We start from the raw sequence: 17956 nt of genomic DNA on the forward strand, positions 1-17956 counted from the left end.
TGCTCAGTTCCCGTGATTTCAGAAGTCAGAAACACTTAATTGTCCTACGCCCGGCCTGGGCCAAGACTGACGGCATGCCTTCTCAATACGTGGATGCCGTCGATGAATACCCCGTCACCTCTAAAGCTTACGCTAGTCATTGCCTGCGTCATCCTCTGTTGGGCCTATTCGCCCATCGGCGTGCACATGGGGCTGCACAGCTACAGCCCCGGTCAATTGGCGTTGCTGCGGTTCCTGATTGCATCGGTATTCATGGGGGGCGTGGCGCTGGTGGTCGGTATCGGCCGCCCGCAGGTGCGCGATCTTCCCTGGCTGCTGGTCTTGGGTTTCTTCGGGGTGTTCCTGCACCACACCAGCATCAATAGCGGTCAGCAATGGGTGACGGCGGCGGCGTCCAGCGTGTTGGCACAGTCGGCGCCGTTGTTCAGTGTGTTGATCGCGTTTTTCTGCTTGAAGGAACGGGTCAGTGCCTGGCGCTGGGCCTGTGTGCTATTGGGCCTGGCCGGCGTGCTGGTGGTGATCTGGGGCGACCACGGCGTGGGCGACATCGACCCTCGGGGCTTGCTGATCCTGCTGGCGGCGTGCTCGTGGAGTGTGTATTTCGCCATCGCGCGGCATTACGCCCATCGCTACAGCCCGCTGACCCTGGCGTGCTACATGGTGTGGTCCGGCACCTTGATGCTCTGCGTGAACCTGCCGGGCCTGCCCGCCGCCATCGTACAGGCACCGTTACCGGAGAACTTCGCGGTGCTGGTGCTGGGCATTTTCCCCAGCGGCTTGGCATACCTGGCCTGGGGGTATGTGTTGAAGCATGTCGAGGTCAGCCGTGCTTCGGTGGCGATGTACCTGATCCCACCGGTTGCCATGGTGATGGCCGCAATGCTGCTCGGCGAGCATGTGGCCCTGCAGGTGATGCTGGGCGCGGTGATCGTGCTGGCCAGCGTGGCTGCTATCAGTCTGGAGGGCCGCTGGCGTTCAATCGTTCATGCAGGACGTGCGCAAAAGCCCGCTGTGGGGCCAATCGGGCCAGCTTCGTCAGATTAGACGAGCGTGCCGGATGCAATTTCCCCCTTGCTCCGCTAGCATTACCGGCTTCCGCTTCCCAGTTGCGACGGTTTTCGATGAGTTATCAGGTTCTTGCACGTAAATGGCGCCCGCGCTCGTTCCGCGAAATGGTCGGCCAGACCCATGTGCTCAAGGCTCTGATCAATGCCTTGGACAGCCAACGGCTGCACCACGCCTACCTGTTCACCGGTACCCGCGGGGTGGGCAAGACCACGATTGCGCGCATCATCGCCAAGTGCCTGAATTGTGAAACCGGTATCACTTCAACGCCTTGCGGCACCTGTTCGGTATGCCGCGAGATCGACGAGGGGCGTTTTGTCGACCTGATCGAGATCGATGCCGCGAGCCGCACCAAGGTCGAAGACACCCGCGAGCTGCTCGACAACGTGCAGTACGCGCCGAGCCGTGGCCGCTTCAAGGTCTACCTGATCGACGAAGTGCACATGCTGTCCAGCCACTCCTTCAACGCCCTGTTGAAAACCCTGGAAGAGCCGCCGCCCTACGTTAAGTTCATCCTGGCCACCACCGACCCGCAGAAACTTCCTGCAACGATTTTGTCGCGGTGCCTGCAGTTCTCCCTGAAAAACATGACCCCCGAGCGGGTGGTCGAGCATTTGACCCATGTGCTGGGCGTCGAGAACGTACCGTTCGAAGACGACGCGCTGTGGTTGTTGGGCCGCGCCGCCGACGGTTCGATGCGTGACGCCATGAGCCTCACCGACCAGGCCATCGCGTTCGGCGAAGGCAAGGTCATGGCTGCCGATGTGCGCGCCATGCTCGGCACCCTGGACCACGGCCAGGTGTTCGATGTGCTTCATGCGCTGATCGAAGGCGACGCCAAGGCGCTGCTCGAAGCGGTGCGCCATCTCTCGGAGCAAGGCCCGGATTGGAACGGCGTGCTCTCGGAGATCCTCAATGTGCTGCACCGCGTCGCCATTGCCCAGGCCCTGCCGGAAGGCGTCGACAACGGCCATGGCGACCGCGATCGCGTATTGGCCCTGGCCCAGGCCTTGCCAGCCGAGGATGTGCAGTTCTACTACCAGATGGGCCTGATTGGCCGCCGGGACCTGCCCCTGGCGCCGGACCCGCGCGGTGGCTTTGAAATGGTGCTGCTGCGCATGCTGGCGTTCCGGCCGGCGGACTCGGCAGACGCACCGAGACAGCCGCTAAAGCCAGTGGGGATCAGCCAGGCCACAGTTGATTCCGCCAAACCAGTGGCTGGCGCGGCAGCTGTCGCGCCAGTAGTCGCTGCGCCCGTACCGGTTGCGCCGACGCCTGAGCCTGAACCTGTGCCGGTTGCAGCAGCGCCTGTGGTTGAACCTGCGCCGGTTGTCGAACCGCAGCCTGTGGTCGACCTGCCCTGGAATGACCCGGTCGAAGCCGAGCCAGAGCCTGAGCAACAACCCGCCGTGGAGCCCGTGCTGGAAACCTCCGGCGAGCAACCCGAGCTGACGCCGATGCCGGCGCAGACCCCTGACAGCGTGGTGCCGGATGCCCCTGAATGGGTGTCGGCGCCGGTCCCCGAGCCGACCGTCGCCCAGGTTGAGGCTGCAACCCCAGGCATTGACCTGGACGACGAACCGCCGCTGGATGAAGACTACATCGAGCCGGACATGGACTCGGCCTACAGCTACCTGGACGAATTGGCCAGCGAGCACACCGCCGAGCCAGCGCCCGAGCCCGAGGCAGAACCGGCTGCGGCCCCGGCCACCGGCCTGGCCCTGCAATGGCTGGAATTGTTTCCGAAATTGCCGATCTCCGGCATGACCGGCAGTATCGCTGCCAACTGCACCCTGATTTCCATCGAGGGCGACCACTGGCTGTTGCACCTGGACCCGGCCCATAGCGCCTTGTTCAATGCCACCCAGCAGCGTCGGCTCAACGACGCGCTCAACCAGTACCATGGGCGCACGCTGACTATCGCCATCGAGCTGATCAAGCCCGAGCAGGAAACTCCGGCCCAGGCGGCGACCCGTCGGCGCCTTAACCGTCAACGCGAGGCCGAGGATTCGATCCACGCTGATCCGCTGATCCAACAAATGATGCAACAGTTCGGTGCGGTCGTCCGTCACGATACTATTGAACCTGTCGAAGCCCCGGTGTCCCAGGCGTCATGACTCCGGGCTACTAACTTGATCCACGTACTTTTGAGGTGATTCCCATGATGAAAGGTGGCATGGCCGGCCTGATGAAGCAGGCGCAGCAGATGCAGGAAAAGATGGCCAAGATGCAGGAAGAACTGGCCAACGCCGAAGTCACCGGTAAAGCCGGTGGCGATATGGTCAGCGTGGTGATGACCGGTCGTCACGACATCAAGCGCGTGAGCATCGACCCGAGCCTGCTGGAAGGCGTCAGCGACGACGACCGCGAAGTGCTCGAAGACTTGTTCGCCGCGGCCGTCAACGATGCCGTGCGCAAGATCGAAGCCAACAGCCAGGACAAAATGTCCGGCGTGACTGCTGGCATGCAATTGCCACCGGGCATGAAGCTGCCGTTCTGATACACATTTTGGCTAGACTCAAATGCCGGGCATTGCGCCTGGCATTTTTTTTGGGCCGACGAAACATCGAACCCCAACCCGTTACCCATGGTCTGCACCCTATACCGTTGAATTCTCATCGATAACAGGAGCCCCGCTGATGCCTCAAGAAATGACGCTCAACCAACGCATCGTCCTGGTCTCACGCCCTCAAGGTGCCCCCACGCCGGAGAACTTTCGCCTGGAACGTGTGAGCCTGCCGGAGCTGGCAGACGGTCAGGTGTTGTTGAAGACGCTGTATCTGTCGCTGGACCCCTACATGCGTGGGCGCATGAGCGACGCACCGTCCTACGCCGCGCCCGTGGAAATCGACGAGGTAATGACCGGTGGTGCTGTCAGCCGTGTCGAGCAATCGCGTCACCCGAAATTTGAGGTAGGCGACTTGGTCGTGGGCGCAACCGGCTGGCAGAGCCACTGCATTTCCGATGGGAGCAACCTCATGCCAGTGCCCAAGGGCCTGGCGAGTCCGTCGATGGCGCTGGGTGTGCTGGGCATGCCGGGCATGACCGCCTACATGGGCCTGATGGACATCGGCCAGCCCAAGGCCGGGGAAACCCTGGTGGTGGCCGCTGCGTCCGGCGCGGTGGGCTCGGTGGTGGGCCAGGTGGCCAAGCTCAAGGGCTTGCGTGTGGTGGGCATCGCCGGTGGTGCGGACAAGTGCCGCTATGTGGTGGATGAGCTGGGCTTTGATGCCTGTATCGACCACAAGAGCGCGGACTTTGCCAACGAACTGGCCATGGCGTGTTTCAAGGGTGTAGACATCTACTTCGAAAACGTCGGCGGTAAAGTCTTCGATGCGGTGCTGCCTCTGCTCAACCCCAAGGCACGCGTGCCGCTGTGCGGGTTGATTGCCGGTTATAACGCCCACGAAGCGCCCAGCGGCCCTGATCGCCTGCCGGCACTGCAGCGTACCTTGCTGACCAAGCGCGTGCGTATCCAGGGTTTTATCGTGTTCGACGACTATGGCGACCGCCAGCCGGAGTTCCTCAGCGCCATGGCGCCGTGGGTGCGCGATGGCAAGATCAAGTTCCGCGAGGACGTGGTCGATGGCCTGGAGCAGGCGCCCGAAGCCTTTATCGGCTTGCTCGAGGGGCGCAACTTCGGCAAGTTGGTGGTGCGCGTCGCGCAGGATTGAGTATTTGACGCTAATCCGGGGCGCGGGTATAAACCGCGTCTCGTTGTTTTGTCGGACCCTTCGCCCATGAGCTTCAGCCCCCTGATTCGCCAACTGATCGACGCCTTGCGCACGCTGCCCGGTGTCGGCCAGAAAACTGCCCAGCGCATGGCCCTGCAACTGCTGGAGCGTGATCGCAGCGGCGGCACCCGCCTGGCCCAGGCCCTGAGCCAGGCCATGGAAGGCGTGGGCCACTGCCGTCAGTGCCGCACCCTCACCGAAGAAGAGCTCTGCCCGCAATGCGCCGACCCACGCCGCGACGACACCTTGCTGTGCGTGGTGGAAGGGCCGATGGATGTGTATGCGGTGGAGCAGACCGGTTATCGCGGACGCTACTTCGTGCTCAAGGGCCATCTTTCGCCGCTGGACGGGCTGGGGCCGGAGGCTATCGGTATTCCGCAACTGGTTGCACGAATTGAAGCGCAGGGCACTTTTACCGAAGTGATCCTGGCGACCAACCCGACCGTGGAAGGTGAGGCCACGGCGCATTACATTGCCCAGTTGTTGACCAATAAAGGCTTGATCACCTCGCGTATTGCCCATGGTGTACCGTTGGGCGGCGAGTTGGAGCTGGTCGATGGTGGCACCTTGGCGCACTCGTTCGCGGGTCGTAAGCCGATCGTGCTCTAACATCCGCAACAGGATCAAATGTGGGAGGGGGCTTGCTCCCGATTGCTGTGTGTCAGTCGACAGAGTTATTGGCTGATCCACCGCTATCGGGAGCAAGCCCCCTCCCACAGTAGTTTTAGGGTGTCAGTGATAACTGTGTATGGCTTGATAACCAAGCAAGCGCTTGGTAAGTTCGCTCCATCTCGCCATGGAGCTTGCCGATGTCTGCCTATCAGGAATACTTCGATCCCAGCCACCAATTGGTCCGCGACAGCGTGCGCCGTTTTGTCGAGCGCGAGATGTTGCCCGGCGTCGAGCAATGGGAGGAAGCCGGCAGCTTTCCCCGTGAGCTCTATCGCAAGGCCGGTGCGGCGGGCATCCTCGGGATCGGTTATCCCGATGCCCTTGGAGGTAGCCATGAAGGCGATCTGTTCGCCAAGGTGGCCGCCAGCGAAGAATTGATGCGCTGCGGTTCCGGTGGTGTGGTGGCGGGGCTTGGCTCCCTGGATATCGGCCTGCCGCCCATCGTCAAATGGGCCAGGCCCGAAGTACGTGAGCGCGTGGCGCCCCAGGTGCTGAGCGGCGAGAAAATCATTGCGCTGGCCGTCACCGAACCCAGCGGCGGCTCGGATGTGGCCAACTTGCAGACCCGTGCCGTACGCGAGGGCGAAGATTATCGCGTGAGCGGCGCCAAGACCTTTATCACCAGTGGCATCCGTGCCGATTTTTATACCGTGGCGGTGCGCACCGGCGGCCCGGGCTTTGGCGGCATCAGCCTGCTGATGATTGAGAAAGACACGCCCGGGTTCACTGTCGGCCAGCCGCTGAAAAAGATGGGCTGGTGGGCGTCGGACACCGCTGAACTGTTCTTCGACGATTGCCGCGTGCCCGCCGGCAATCTTATCGGCGCTGAAAACATGGGCTTTGCCTGCATCATGGGTAATTTCCAGAGCGAACGCCTGGCCCTGGCCTTGATGGCCAACATGACCGCGCAACTGGCCCTGGAGGAGAGCCTCAAGTGGGCCGCCCAGCGCGAGGCATTCGGCAAGCCCATCGGCAAGTTCCAGGTGCTCAAGCATCGGCTGGCGGAAATGGCCACCGCCGTGGAAGTCTCCCGGGAGTTCACCTATCGCCAGGCCGCCAGGATGGCCGCTGGCAAGAGTGTCATCAAGGAGATTTCCATGGCCAAGAACCTGGCGACCGATACCGCTGATCGAGTGACTTATGATGCGGTGCAGATACTAGGGGGGCAGGGGTATATGCGTGGCAGCCTGGTGGAGCGGCTTTATCGCGATAACCGGATTCTGTCGATTGGTGGCGGGACGCGGGAGGTGATGAACGAAATCATCAGCAAGCAGATGGGGTTGTGATCTGTGTTGGTCTTCCGGGCCTCATCGGGGGCAAGCCCCCTCCCACCTTTGCTCTGTGAACGCAGTCAAATGTGGGAGGGGGCTTGCCCCCGATGGGGTCAGTCCTGACAAAGACTATCTTTCAGTCAACCCAAACTGCGTCAGGCAAAACGTCGGTATTCCCATGTCTTCCAACCGCTGCGACCCACCCAGCTCCGGCAAATCAATAATCGCCGCGGCTTCAAAGATCTTCGCGCCCATGCGCCGCACCAGATTCGCTGCGGCAATCAGGGTCCCGCCGGTGGCGATCAGGTCATCGAACATCAGCACCGAATCCCCTTCGCACAGGCTGTCAGCGTGCACTTCCAGGAAGGCTTCGCCGTATTCGGTCTGGTATCCCTCGGCCAGCACGTCCGCCGGCAGCTTGCCCTGCTTGCGAAACAGGATCAGCGGCTTGTTGAGCTGGTAGGCGATGATCGAACCAATCAGGAAACCACGCGCATCCATTGCGCCAATATGGCTGAAGTCGGCCTCGACGTAACGCTGGGCAAAGCTGTCGGCGACCAGGCGCAGGGCGCGGGGCGATTGGAACAGGGGAGTGATGTCACGAAAGATAACCCCAGGCTTGGGGAAGTCGATGACGGGGCGAATCAGGGATTTGATGTCGAACGAATCGAAAATCATCGTCGCAGAGTCCTGGGCGGAAAACGGACTCGAAGTATACCTGCGGCCTTGCCGATTGGCGCGGCCGCAGTCTGGATCAGACCTCCAGTGAACCGCCGGCCAGTGCGCACAGCTGGATCGGATCAAGGATATGCACTTCCTTGCCCTCGGCGGCAATCAGCTGGTTCTGCTGGAAGCGGGTAAACACGCGGGACACGGTCTCTACGGCCAGCCCCAGGTAATTGCCGATTTCATTGCGCGACATGCTCAGGCGGAACTGGTTGGCCGAGAAACCGCGGGCGCGAAAGCGCGCCGACAGGTTGACCAGGAATGTAGCGATGCGCTCGTCGGCGGTTTTCTTCGACAGCAGCAGCATCATTTGCTGGTCGTCACGAATCTCGCGGCTCATCACGCGCATCAGCTGGCGACGCAACTGCGGCAATTGCAGGGCCAATTCATCGAGGCGTTCGAAAGGGATTTCGCACACCGAAGTCGTCTCCAGCGCTTGGGCCGACACCGGGTGAACCTCGGTGTCCATCCCCGACAGCCCGACCAACTCGCTGGGCAAGTGGAAGCCAGTGATTTGTTCTTCACCGCCATCGCTTAGGCTGAATGTCTTCAACGCGCCCGAACGTACTGCATAGACCGAATCGAACTTGTCGCCCTGGCGAAACAGGAACTCGCCTTTTTTTAGCGGGCGCCCGCGTTTCACGATGTCGTCCAGCGCATCCATGTCTTCCAGATTCAGCGAAAGTGGCAGGCAGAGGGGAGCCAGGCTGCAATCCTTGCAGTGAACCTGGCTGTGAGCGCGCAGTTTGGCTGGCTCAGACATTTCTTAAATCCTTGTGGGAAAACACACATAAGACGTAAGGGTAACGCACTGGGGGGCACCGAAGCCAGCATGTACAAAAAACCTGGCGGAATATAAAGATTTGTCCGAGGCGGCCGATAGCACTGCCATCGAATATGAACGCGGGTGGCTCAAACCATGTTATCCCTCAGTACTCAACTCGCCTCGCGCACCCAGGTCCAGGCACTGCCCGAAGCCAAGAAGGCGGTAGACTCCGATGTTGCCGCGATCCCGTCGACGGATGCAGCCAAGCCTGCCGTTTCAGTGACCATTTCTGGTGCCGCGATGAAAGCTGCAGCGGCGGAGAAAACCTCAAACAGTGATATCGATGACAGTGGCCTGGCGGACAACGTCAAGAACCTGCTGAAGATGATTCGCGAGATCAAGAAACAGATTGCCGAGAAACAGGCTGAGATGGCAGCGGTGATGGCTGATAAAAACCTCTCGCCGGAACAGGCACGTGCCCGGCTTTCGGGCCTGCAATCGGCGTTGAGCGCACTGCAGGCCGGGTTGACCAGCGCTCAGGCGTCGCTGGCCAAAGCCATGAAAGACATGAGCGGCGCCGATGCGATCAAGACTGCCGGGCTGGCGATGAAGTAACCACCGTCAGATGACCCGCGAAAATCGCTGCCTGTTCTGGTGCTCCAGATAGGCATCGAACACCATGCACACCGAGCGCACCAACAAGCGCCCGGCCGGCAGCACACGAATGCCCAGGGCATCCAGCTCGATCAAGCCATCGGTCGCCATCGTCTCCAGTTGCGGCCATAGCTCGGTGAAATAACCGCGAAAATCGATGTTGTAGGTCTGTTCGATCCCTTCGAATACCAGGCTGAAATTGCAGATCAACTGCTGGATCACGTCCCGGCGCAGACGATCGTCCGTGGTACAGACCAGTCCACGGCTGGTCGCCAGCTGAGCGCCCGCCAAGGCATTCTGGTACTGGTTCAGATCACTGCTGTTTTGACAGTACAGGTCGCCGACCTGGCTGATCGCCGACACTCCAAGCCCAATCAGATCGCAATGCCCGTGGGTGGTGTAACCCTGGAAGTTACGCTGCAGCCTGCCTTCTTCCTGGGCAATGGCCAATTCGTCGTCTGGCAAGGCAAAGTGGTCCATGCCGATATAGCGGTAGCCGGCCTGGGTCAATTGCTCGATGGTGGTTTGCAGCATCAGCAGTTTCTCCGCCGGCGAGGGCAGGTCGTCGGTGTTGATCCGCCGTTGCGGCATGAAGCGTTCTGGCAGGTGCGCGTAGTTGAATACGGACAGGCGGTCCGGCTGCAAACGGATGACTTCCTCCACGGTGCGCGCAAAATTCAGCGGAGACTGCTTGGGCAAGCCGTAGATCAGGTCGATATTGATCGAGCGAAATTGCAGGGTGCGTGCCGCATCGATCACCGCGCGGGTTTCTTCCAGGCTTTGCAGGCGATTGACCGCCCGTTGTACGTCGGGGTCGAGGTCTTGCAGGCCGATGCTTACGCGGTTGAAGCCCAGCTCGCGCAGCAGGCCCATGGTGGCCCAGTCGGCTTCGCGTGGATCGATTTCGATACCGTAGTCGCCTGAATCGTCATCCAGCAAATTGAAGTGCTGGCGCAGGCAGGCCATCACCTGGCGAAGTTCATCGTGACTGAGAAAAGTGGGCGTACCGCCGCCCAGATGCAGCTGCTCAACCGTTTGCTTGGGGTCGAGGTGACAGGCCACCAGCTGGATTTCCTGCTCCAGGCGTTGCAGGTAGGCCTGGGCGCGTCCGCGGTCCTTGGTGATGACCTTGTTGCAGGCGCAGTAGTAGCAAATGTTGGCGCAGAACGGCACGTGCACATATAGCGACAATGGCCGCACGGCCTTGCGGCTGTCACGCAGCGCGTGGAGCAAGTCGAAGGTGCCGACCTGGCTGTCAAATTGTACGGCGGTGGGGTAGGACGTGTAGCGCGGCCCCGCCAAGTCGTAGCGGTGAATCAGATCTGTGTCCCAACGAATGGCGTCGAGCATGCGGGCGGTCCCCGGGAATGGCTAGTGGGCCGAGTCTAGGGGCAGGGCTGGGCAGGCATCTTGATTTGCATCAACGGGGAGCGGCGCTATGCCACATGGGCCTTTAATGCCCCATTAGCCAGTGCTGATGCGGGCCCGGCAGCGTCCAGATGCCGAAGATCATTACCAGCACGCCCCCGGCGACACGCACGCTGCGCTTGCGCAATAACGCGGTCACGCGTTCGGCCGCCAGCCCGGTGGCGAGCAGCACCGGCCAGGTGCCCAGCCCGAAGGCCAGCATCAGCAATGCACTGTCCAGCGCATTGCCTTGGCTCGCCGCCCAGAGCAGGGTGCTGTAGACCAACCCGCACGGCAACCAGCCCCACAGCGCGCCCAGCAGCAAGGCGCGAGGCAGGCTGGACACCGGCAGCAAACGGTTGGCAACAGGCTGTATATGCCGCCACAGGCCGCGCCCGAGGCTTTCGATACGGGTCAGGCCGCTCCACCAGCCGGCCAGGTACAGGCCCATGCAAACCAGCAGCAGCCCGGCGAGCACGCGCATGAACATCGCCGCCGGGCTGTTGGCCACTGCCCAGCCGGCCAGGCCAATCAATAACCCCGCCGAGGCATAGCTGAGGATGCGCCCCAGGTTGTACGCCAGCAGCAAGCGAAAGCGGCGGCTGCGTTGCTCCTTGGGGATCGCCAGGGTCAGCGCGCCCATCAGCCCGCCGCACATGCCCAGGCAATGGCCGCCGCCGAGCAGGCCAAGGATCAGCGCCGAGACCAGCAGGGGCGCCAGCTCAAGCATGGGGTGGGGCTTTGGGCGGTTGCTCGGGGCCGTTGGCTTCGTCGACGGCGGCCAGGTGATTCGGATCCTGATCGTCGAACAACACGCTGTGGGCCGGGCCATCGAGATCCTCGTACTGACCGCTGTCCACGGCCCAGAAGAAGATGTAGATCGCCACACCCACTAAAAGCAGCGCCGCCGGTATCATCACGTATAGAGCTGGCATCTGCACTCCATGCCCACGCGGCTCAGGCCGGCAGCGGGCGGGTTATCAAGGTGGTGCCGGTGGCTGGCGCGCTCGGCAGGCGAGTCAGGCGCAAGGCGTTGAGCACCACGGTCAATGAGCTGAGGGACATGCCGATCGCCGCCCAGATCGGGGTGATCCAGCCCAGGGCGGCAAACGGCAGCATAAGGCCATTGTACAGCCCGGCCCACAGCAGGTTCTCAATGATTACCCGACGAGTGCGTCGCGCCAGGCTGAAGGCCTGCACCAAGGCATCCAGGCGGTTGGACAACAGCACCGCGTCGGCACTGGTTTTCGCCAAGTCCGTGGCCGAGCCCATGGCTACGCTGATATCGGCGGCGGCCAGTACCGGCACATCGTTGACACCATCACCCAACATCAGCACCTTACGGCCTTCCTTGTGCAGGTTTTGCAGTACCCGCAGCTTGTCGTCAGGGCGCAGGCCACCGTGGGCTTCGTCGATGCCCAGCTCAAGGGCGACACTGGCGACCATCGGCGAACTGTCCCCCGAGAGCAACAGCGTACGCCAGCCGCGCGCCTTGCAGGCGGCCAACAAGGCCGGTGCATCGCTGCGCAGGCGGTCGTCCAGCACGAACCAGGCGAGTGCGCCGTTACGATCGCCCAGCAGCAGCCATTGCCCGGCTTCATCCGGCGCCACCGGCATCGCGCAACCACTGAGCGCGCAGACAAACGCCGGTTGGCCGATACGCAGGTGCCGCTCACCCACGCGACCTTCCAAGCCTAGGCCGGGGGAACTGAGCACTTCGTCGGCGGCCAGCGGCGCACGCCCAAAGGCGCGGGCGATCGGGTGTTCCGAGCGGTTCTCCAGGGCGGCCGCGAGGCTCAGGCATTGGTCGCTGTCCAGCGCGCCCAGGGGCCGGATGGCGCGCAACGCCAGGCGCCCTTCGGTGAGGGTGCCGGTCTTGTCGAAAATCACCGTATCGATCTGGTTCAGGCCCTCAAGCACATGGCCACGAGTCAATAGCAACCCAAGAGTGTGCAAGGTGCCGGTGGCAGCAGTGAGGGCGGTCGGCGTGGCCAGGGATAGCGCGCACGGGCACGTGGCCACCAGCATCGCCAATACAATCCAGAACGCCCGGGATGGGTCCAGTTCCCACCACAGCAGGCCGATCAGCGCGGCGGCTATCAACGAGCACAGCAGGAACCACTGCGCGGCGCGGTCGGCGATCTGCGCCAGGCGGGGCTTCTCAGCCTGGGCGCGCTCCAGCAGGCGCACGATGGCGGACAACCGTGTGTCATGGCCCAGGGCGCGCACTTCGACGCTCAGCGCGCCTTCGACATTCAGGGTGCCGGCGGTGACGCTGTCACCAATCCCCCGGGGTTGCGGCAGGTACTCGCCGGTCAGCAGGGATTCATCGATGCTGGATTGGCCGTCGAGAATCACGCCATCCGCCGGCAGCACCGCACCGGGGTGCACCAGCACGCGATCACCCAGCGCCAACTCACTGAGCAGGATGCGTTCGCTCTGGCCATCATTTTTCAGGCGCAGGCAGGAGGCAGGCAACAGGTTGACCAACTGAGCGGTGGCCGCTGCGGTGCGCTCCCGGGCGCGACGCTCAAGGTAACGCCCAGCCAGCAGGAACAGCGCAAACATGCCCACCGCATCGAAATATAATTCGCCCACACCGGTGATCGCCGTCCAGATGCCCGCCACGTAGGCGCCGCCAATCGCCAGGGACACCGACACGTCCATGGTCAGGTGGCGCGTGCGCAAGTCGCGCAGGGCGCCCTTGAAGAAGGGTGCGCAGCTGTAGAACACGATGGGCGTGGTCAGAAACATCGCGACCCAGCGCAGGATCACATGCAGCTCCGGGCTCAGGTCGATATTGAATTCCGGCCAGGTGGCCATGGTTGCCATCATCGCCTGGAACCACAGCAAGCCGGCGACGCCCAGTTGGCGCAGGGCCAGGCGGTTCTCGCTGGCCAATTGCTCGGCGGCGCGGTCGGCGTGGTAAGGGTGGGCGGCGTAGCCGATATGGCGCAGTTCGCTGAGCAGTTGGCTCAACGGCAATTGCCCATCGGCCCAGCGTACCTGCAGGCGGTGGTTGGACAGGTTCAGCCGGGCCTCGGCCACGGCGGGCAGGCTGCGCAGGTGCTTCTCGATCAACCAGCCGCAGGCGGCGCAGCTGATGCCTTCCATCAACAGGGTGGCTTCGGCAAGGTCGCCTTCGTGGCGCACAAAGGGTTTTTGCACATCGGCGCGGTCGTACAACGCCAGCTCATCGATCAGTTGCACCGGTAATGCCTCAGGGTTGGCCGAGGCTTCGCTGCGGTGCTGGTAATAGCTTTCCAACCCACCGGCAACAATGGCTTCGGCGACCGCCTGGCAGCCCGGGCAGCACAGTTCGCGGCGCTCGCCGAGGATCTGGGCGGTAAACCGGCTGCCGGCGGGGACGGGCAGGGCGCAGTGGTAGCAGGGGGTGGTCATGGTTCAAGGTCTTTGGTGGCTGGGAGGGCCTCATCGCGGGCAAGCCCGGCTCCCACATTCGATTGCGTTCTCCTGTGGGAGCGGGCTTGCCCGCGATGCGCGTAGCGCGGCTTTTTTACTGCTTCAGGTCTTCGGCACCCTGCAACGGCTCGTCACCCAGAAGCAAGTCCTTGTCATGGCTGACCTCTTCTTCTTCGAACATCCGCCAGGTCTGGTCACCTTCCACGCCGAGCAATTCCACGAAGCGCCGGCCTTCGACCTTGTCAGCGACCTGGCCGATATAGCGGCCCTGCCCAGTGTCACTGCGGGCCAGGACGATCTTGCGATCCTTCTCCGGCTGGGTTGGGGAAATCAGGTTCAGTTCCAGGGTCGTCGGGCCGCTGTTGCCGGTCAGTTGCAGTTCGACTTCGCCGGTCAGTTCATCCAGGTGCAGCCTGGCGCGCAATTGCAGGGTCTGCGCCAGGCGTTCGCGGTCCAGGGAGCGGTTGATGCCTTTGCCGGCCTCGTAGTAGTTGTCGTTGACCAGGTTGTCCGGGTTGTTCACCGCGATGGTCACCATGGACAAGGTCAGGGTCACCGAGCAGGCCAGGATCGCAATGATGATCCAGGGCCAGAGGTGCTTGTACCAAGGGCTTGCGGCAGTGGCTGAGGACATTGGTTCTATTCCCTGTTAACGGACTTGTGGGCCGATGAATCGGCTCTTGGCTTCAATATGAACGCTGGTGTCATCGGCGTCCTTGAGGATGAACGTCACCTCGTTGGTGCTCGACGGCAACTGCTCCGGCGCACTCGACAGCTCTACCGGCATGCTGACGATATCGCCGGCAGCTACCTTGATTTCGCGTCGGCCTTGCAGCTTGAGGTCCGGCAGGCCGGCGGCGTCGAGCACGTAGGTGTGGTCGCGCTGGTCCTTGTTCATGATCTTCAGGCTGTAGACGTTCTCGATGCGCCCTTCGGCGTTTTCGCGATACAGCACGCGGTCCTTGCTGACATCGAAGCCGACCAGCGAGCGCATGAAAAATGCGCCGACCAGCAGGCTGATCATTGCCAGCAGCACCAGCGCGTAGCCGATCAACCGTGGGCGCAGCTTATTCGTCTTCTGCCCGGACAGGTTGTGCTCGGTGGTGTAGCTGATCAACCCGCGGGGGTATTCCATCTTGTCCATGATGGTGTCGCAGGCATCGATACAGGCGGCGCAACCAATGCACTCGATTTGCAGGCCGTCGCGGATATCGATACCGGTCGGGCACACCTGTACGCACATGGTGCAGTCGATGCAATCGCCCAGACCCTGGGCCTTGTAGTCGACGCCTTTTTTGCGCGGGCCGCGTACTTCGCCACGGCGTGGGTCGTAGGAAACGATCAAGGTGTCTTTGTCGAACATCACGCTCTGGAAGCGCGCATACGGGCACATGTAGATGCACACCTGTTCGCGCAGCCAGCCCGCGTTGCCGTAGGTGGCGAGGGTGAAGAAGCCCACCCAGAAATACGACCAGCCGTCGGCCTGGCCAGTGAAGAAGTCGAACACCAGCTCGCGGATCGGCGAAAAATAGCCGACGAAGGTCATGCCAGTGGCAAAGCCGATCAACAGCCACAGCGTGTGCTTGCTGAACTTGCGCAGGAATTTGTTGGCGCCCATGGGCGCCTTGTCCAGCTTGATGCGCTGGTTGCGGTCGCCTTCGGTGACCTTTTCGCACCACATGAAGATCCAGGTCCACACGCTTTGCGGGCAGGTATAGCCACACCACACACGCCCGGCGTACACGGTGATAAAGAACAGCCCGAAGGCCGCAACGATCAGGATGCCCGAGAGCAGGATGAAATCCTGGGGCCAGAAGGTCGCGCCAAAAATGAAGAACTTACGCTCCGGCAGGTTCCACCACACAGCCTGGTGGCCGCCCCAATTCAGCCACACCGTGCCGAAGTAGAGCAGGAACAAACCGGCGCCACCGAGCATGCGCAAATTACGGAACAGCCCGGTGAAGGCGCGGGTGTAGATTTTCTCTCGCGAGGCGTAGAGGTCGACGCTGTTGCTCGCGTTTTTGGCAGGCGGGGTAACGTCATGTACCGGTATCTGGTTGCTCATCATTGCATCCCACGGCGGTGGAGATTTGCCTCGGCCAGTACGTGCCAGCCGGGGTCAAATTGGGGGGTGTTGCAGTAGCCTGATGATACGCCCCCGAGGGTATGTAAGGGGTGCGACCTTTGGTCGCGTTGGGAGAAATCAATTGATGGTGTACGTGATCTGGATCAATTGACTTGGCAAGTATGGATGGTTTTTGCAGGTAAGGCGGTCATTCGTCCCATGGATTGATCAGAGGCACGCCTCTGGACCCGATGTAGTGACTACTTGGTGGATGCGCGGGGCAAGACAGGGGGCTGCGAGTGGTGGCGTGTTTCTCCCTGGAAAGATCGCGGCAGGCAAGCAACAAAGCCTCGCCCGTTTTTACTACTGGCGGACCTAACGGATGGTGTACTGCAATGGTGCAAGGCTGGCAGGTATGTGCAGGAACTGAGCGGCGAAAATCAACACTCAGGTTTCACCCCAACGACCATGGTGGGGGATTACATACCAATGAGGTGACCACGTGATTATTGTTCCAAATCCGCCGACGTATAACGTTCCAGGCCCTGCGCCGCTGCCTGCTAACGTGACGCGTGCAACGCTGCATGAGATGTCCAGTCTTTACGCCAGCCTCGACCGCTATGAGTTAGCGAAGACCTTGAGGGACAACTTTGATCGGTTTGTGGATCCTGACAACCCGGGTTTTTTGACGCTGGATTATTTGCAATACATAGCCCTGGGGCTGGCCGGCAATCAATTTACCTTGGCGGACCAGGTGCTGGTTTTTGAAGTCCTCAACCGCGCTGGCTTCGCGGCTTCCCTGGACTTGGACGAAAAAGGTGAGAGTGACCGCAAGTTTGATCGGCAGGATATCCATAATTACCAGGATGCGCTGTTCACTGAGCATGAGGAAAGAACTGCCGGCCCGGACGCTCGATAAAGGCCGCTGCTTAGCATTAACAGGTAGTTGTAACAGCCATCTACAAAAAAGCCCCGCCAGTTTTCACTGCGCGGGGCTTTGTTGTTTTCGGGTTTTACTGTTCTTCAGCCTTCTTATCCCCATGGGACAAGCTGTACACATAAGCCGCCAGCAAATGCACCTTGTCGTTCCCTTGCAGTTGCTCCTGCGCCGGCATCTGGCCTTGGCGACCATAGCGAATGGTCTGCTGCAGCTGGGCAAAGCTCGAACCGTAGATAAACGCCCCCGGATGAGTCAGGTCCGGCGCGCCCATTGCAGGCGTGCCTTTACCGGCCGGACCGTGGCAGGCCACGCAGTTGGCGGCGAAGAGTTTCTCACCGTTGGCTACGTCGGCCTTGGCGCCTTCCGGAAGCTTGCGGCCGTCGAGGTTGGTCACCACAAAGCCCGCGACGTCAGCCACCCCTTGCTCGCCGATGACTTCGGCCCAGCCTGGCATCACCGCGTGGCGGCCTTGCATGATGGTTTGCTTGATGGTCTCCGGCTCGCCGCCCCAGCGCCAGTCGGCGTCGGTCAGGTTGGGGAAGCCGTACGCGCCCTTGGCGTCGGAGCCGTGGCACACTGAGCAGTTGGAGGCGAACAGGCGGCCGCCCATCTTCAAGGCTTGCGGGTCCTTGGCAACTTCTTCAATGGGCATCGAGGCAAATTTGGCAAAGATCGGCCCGAACTTGGCGTCCGACCTGGCCATTTCTTTTTCCCACTCATGCACACCGGTCCAGCCGGTCTGGCCGTTGGCGAAAGCGGTTTGCTTGTCGTTATCGAGGTAGTTGTAACCCGGCAGCAAGCCCTTCCAGTTGCCCAGGCCGGGGTACAGCACCAGGTAGCCAAGAGCAAAGACGATGGTGCCGACAAACAGCATGAACCACCATTTGGGCAGTGGGTTGTCGTACTCCTCGATGCCATCGAACGAGTGGCCGACGGTCTCGTCCGTTTGCTCGGTGCGCTGGCCCTTGCGGGTCGACAGCAGCAGCCAGGTCAGGGCGAAGATGGTACCCAGACTGAGGACTGTGACGTACAGACTCCAGAACGTAGTCATTCTTTGTTACTCCTAGAAGCTTGCTCGACGTGCTTGATGGCTTCGGGGTCATCCGCAAAGGGCAGCATGGTCGCGTCGTCAAACTCCGACTTGCGCCGCGGGCTGAACACCCACAACGCCAGGCCGACAAAGGCCACCATCACCACAACGGTGCCCAGGCCACGAATCATCCCGATATCCAT

The 17956-nt window shown here is 61.7% G+C and carries 18 protein-coding genes; 8 read left to right on the forward strand and 10 right to left on the reverse strand.

All coding sequences use genetic code 11. The features are described 5' to 3' along the window. Window positions 1-102 precede the first annotated feature (102 nt). The 6 genes from BLU48_RS03415 to BLU48_RS03440 all read left to right on the forward strand — a co-directional run bounded on the left by BLU48_RS03415 (window position 103) and on the right by BLU48_RS03440 (window position 6757). The gene (locus BLU48_RS03415) at window positions 103-1044 is read left to right on the forward strand and encodes a DMT family transporter (protein WP_057023111.1); all 942 of its coding nucleotides are present in this window, start codon (window positions 103-105) and stop codon (window positions 1042-1044) included. 77 nt (window positions 1045-1121) lie between these two features. After that, the gene (gene dnaX, locus BLU48_RS03420) at window positions 1122-3182 is read left to right on the forward strand and encodes a DNA polymerase III subunit gamma/tau (RefSeq protein WP_057023110.1); all 2061 of its coding nucleotides are present in this window, start codon (window positions 1122-1124) and stop codon (window positions 3180-3182) included. A 44-nt stretch (window positions 3183-3226) separates the two neighbouring features. After that, entirely contained in the window at window positions 3227-3565 is a 339-nt protein-coding gene (locus BLU48_RS03425) for a YbaB/EbfC family nucleoid-associated protein (protein WP_017527493.1), read from the forward strand. A gap of 139 nt (window positions 3566-3704) precedes the next feature. After that, window positions 3705-4739, forward strand: a complete 1035-nt coding sequence (locus BLU48_RS03430; protein ID WP_057023109.1) for an NADP-dependent oxidoreductase — start codon at window positions 3705-3707, stop codon at window positions 4737-4739. A gap of 66 nt (window positions 4740-4805) precedes the next feature. Beyond that, window positions 4806-5408 (forward strand): recombination mediator RecR, encoded by a 603-nt coding sequence (gene recR, locus BLU48_RS03435; RefSeq protein ID WP_057023108.1) that lies wholly within the window; start codon window positions 4806-4808, stop codon window positions 5406-5408. A gap of 200 nt (window positions 5409-5608) precedes the next feature. Beyond that, on the forward strand, window positions 5609-6757 hold the full coding sequence (locus tag BLU48_RS03440) for an acyl-CoA dehydrogenase family protein (protein ID WP_057023107.1): 1149 nt from the start codon (window positions 5609-5611) through the stop codon (window positions 6755-6757). A gap of 114 nt (window positions 6758-6871) precedes the next feature. Here the strand turns inward: BLU48_RS03440 and BLU48_RS03445 are convergent, their stop codons facing one another. Together BLU48_RS03445 and fnr are read right to left on the reverse strand one after the other, a co-directional pair. Then, window positions 6872-7420 carry an adenine phosphoribosyltransferase gene (locus tag BLU48_RS03445; protein ID WP_057023106.1) on the reverse strand — a complete coding sequence of 183 codons (549 nt, stop codon included), beginning with the start codon at window positions 7418-7420 and terminating at the stop codon, window positions 6872-6874. A gap of 76 nt (window positions 7421-7496) precedes the next feature. Then, the gene (gene fnr, locus BLU48_RS03450) at window positions 7497-8231 is read right to left on the reverse strand and encodes a fumarate/nitrate reduction transcriptional regulator Fnr (RefSeq protein WP_046071695.1); all 735 of its coding nucleotides are present in this window, start codon (window positions 8229-8231) and stop codon (window positions 7497-7499) included. A 156-nt stretch (window positions 8232-8387) separates the two neighbouring features. Between fnr and BLU48_RS03455 the strand changes: the two genes are divergently transcribed. Further along, complete coding sequence (locus BLU48_RS03455) at window positions 8388-8849, forward strand: VCBS domain-containing protein (RefSeq protein ID WP_056845634.1); 462 nt, start codon at window positions 8388-8390, stop codon at window positions 8847-8849. 6 nt (window positions 8850-8855) lie between these two features. Here the strand turns inward: BLU48_RS03455 and hemN are convergent, their stop codons facing one another. The 6 genes from hemN to ccoG all read right to left on the reverse strand — a co-directional run bounded on the left by hemN (window position 8856) and on the right by ccoG (window position 15783). After that, complete coding sequence (hemN, locus tag BLU48_RS03460) at window positions 8856-10238, reverse strand: oxygen-independent coproporphyrinogen III oxidase (protein WP_057023105.1); 1383 nt, start codon at window positions 10236-10238, stop codon at window positions 8856-8858. A gap of 103 nt (window positions 10239-10341) precedes the next feature. Continuing rightward, window positions 10342-11025, reverse strand: a complete 684-nt coding sequence (locus tag BLU48_RS03465; protein WP_057023104.1) for a sulfite exporter TauE/SafE family protein — start codon at window positions 11023-11025, stop codon at window positions 10342-10344. Then, the gene (gene ccoS, locus BLU48_RS03470) at window positions 11018-11230 is read right to left on the reverse strand and encodes a cbb3-type cytochrome oxidase assembly protein CcoS (protein ID WP_056845632.1); all 213 of its coding nucleotides are present in this window, start codon (window positions 11228-11230) and stop codon (window positions 11018-11020) included. Before ccoS ends, BLU48_RS03465 begins: the two co-directional genes overlap by 8 nt. 22 nt (window positions 11231-11252) lie before the next feature. Continuing rightward, entirely contained in the window at window positions 11253-13697 is a 2445-nt protein-coding gene (locus BLU48_RS03475) for a heavy metal translocating P-type ATPase (RefSeq protein WP_057023103.1), read from the reverse strand. A gap of 115 nt (window positions 13698-13812) precedes the next feature. Beyond that, window positions 13813-14352: a FixH family protein gene (locus BLU48_RS03480; protein ID WP_057023102.1), complete on the reverse strand. Its 540-nt coding sequence runs from the start codon at window positions 14350-14352 to the stop codon at window positions 13813-13815. Between the two features lie 15 nt (window positions 14353-14367). Continuing rightward, the gene (ccoG, locus tag BLU48_RS03485; protein WP_046071701.1) at window positions 14368-15783 is read right to left on the reverse strand and encodes a cytochrome c oxidase accessory protein CcoG; all 1416 of its coding nucleotides are present in this window, start codon (window positions 15781-15783) and stop codon (window positions 14368-14370) included. A gap of 502 nt (window positions 15784-16285) precedes the next feature. Between ccoG and BLU48_RS03490 the strand changes: the two genes are divergently transcribed. After that, a complete protein-coding gene (locus BLU48_RS03490; protein WP_124356231.1) occupies window positions 16286-16702 on the forward strand; it encodes a hypothetical protein in 417 nt (138 codons plus the stop codon). A 94-nt stretch (window positions 16703-16796) separates the two neighbouring features. Here the strand turns inward: BLU48_RS03490 and ccoP are convergent, their stop codons facing one another. Continuing rightward, window positions 16797-17774: a cytochrome-c oxidase, cbb3-type subunit III gene (gene ccoP / locus BLU48_RS03495; protein WP_046071704.1), complete on the reverse strand. Its 978-nt coding sequence runs from the start codon at window positions 17772-17774 to the stop codon at window positions 16797-16799. Continuing rightward, window positions 17771-17956 (reverse strand): CcoQ/FixQ family Cbb3-type cytochrome c oxidase assembly chaperone, encoded by a 186-nt coding sequence (locus tag BLU48_RS03500; RefSeq protein WP_005790274.1) that lies wholly within the window; start codon window positions 17954-17956, stop codon window positions 17771-17773. The genes ccoP and BLU48_RS03500 overlap by 4 nt, the downstream gene beginning before the upstream one ends.

It is taken from the genome of Pseudomonas synxantha, assembly GCF_900105675.1.
GTDB classification, from domain to species: domain Bacteria; phylum Pseudomonadota; class Gammaproteobacteria; order Pseudomonadales; family Pseudomonadaceae; genus Aquipseudomonas; species Aquipseudomonas synxantha.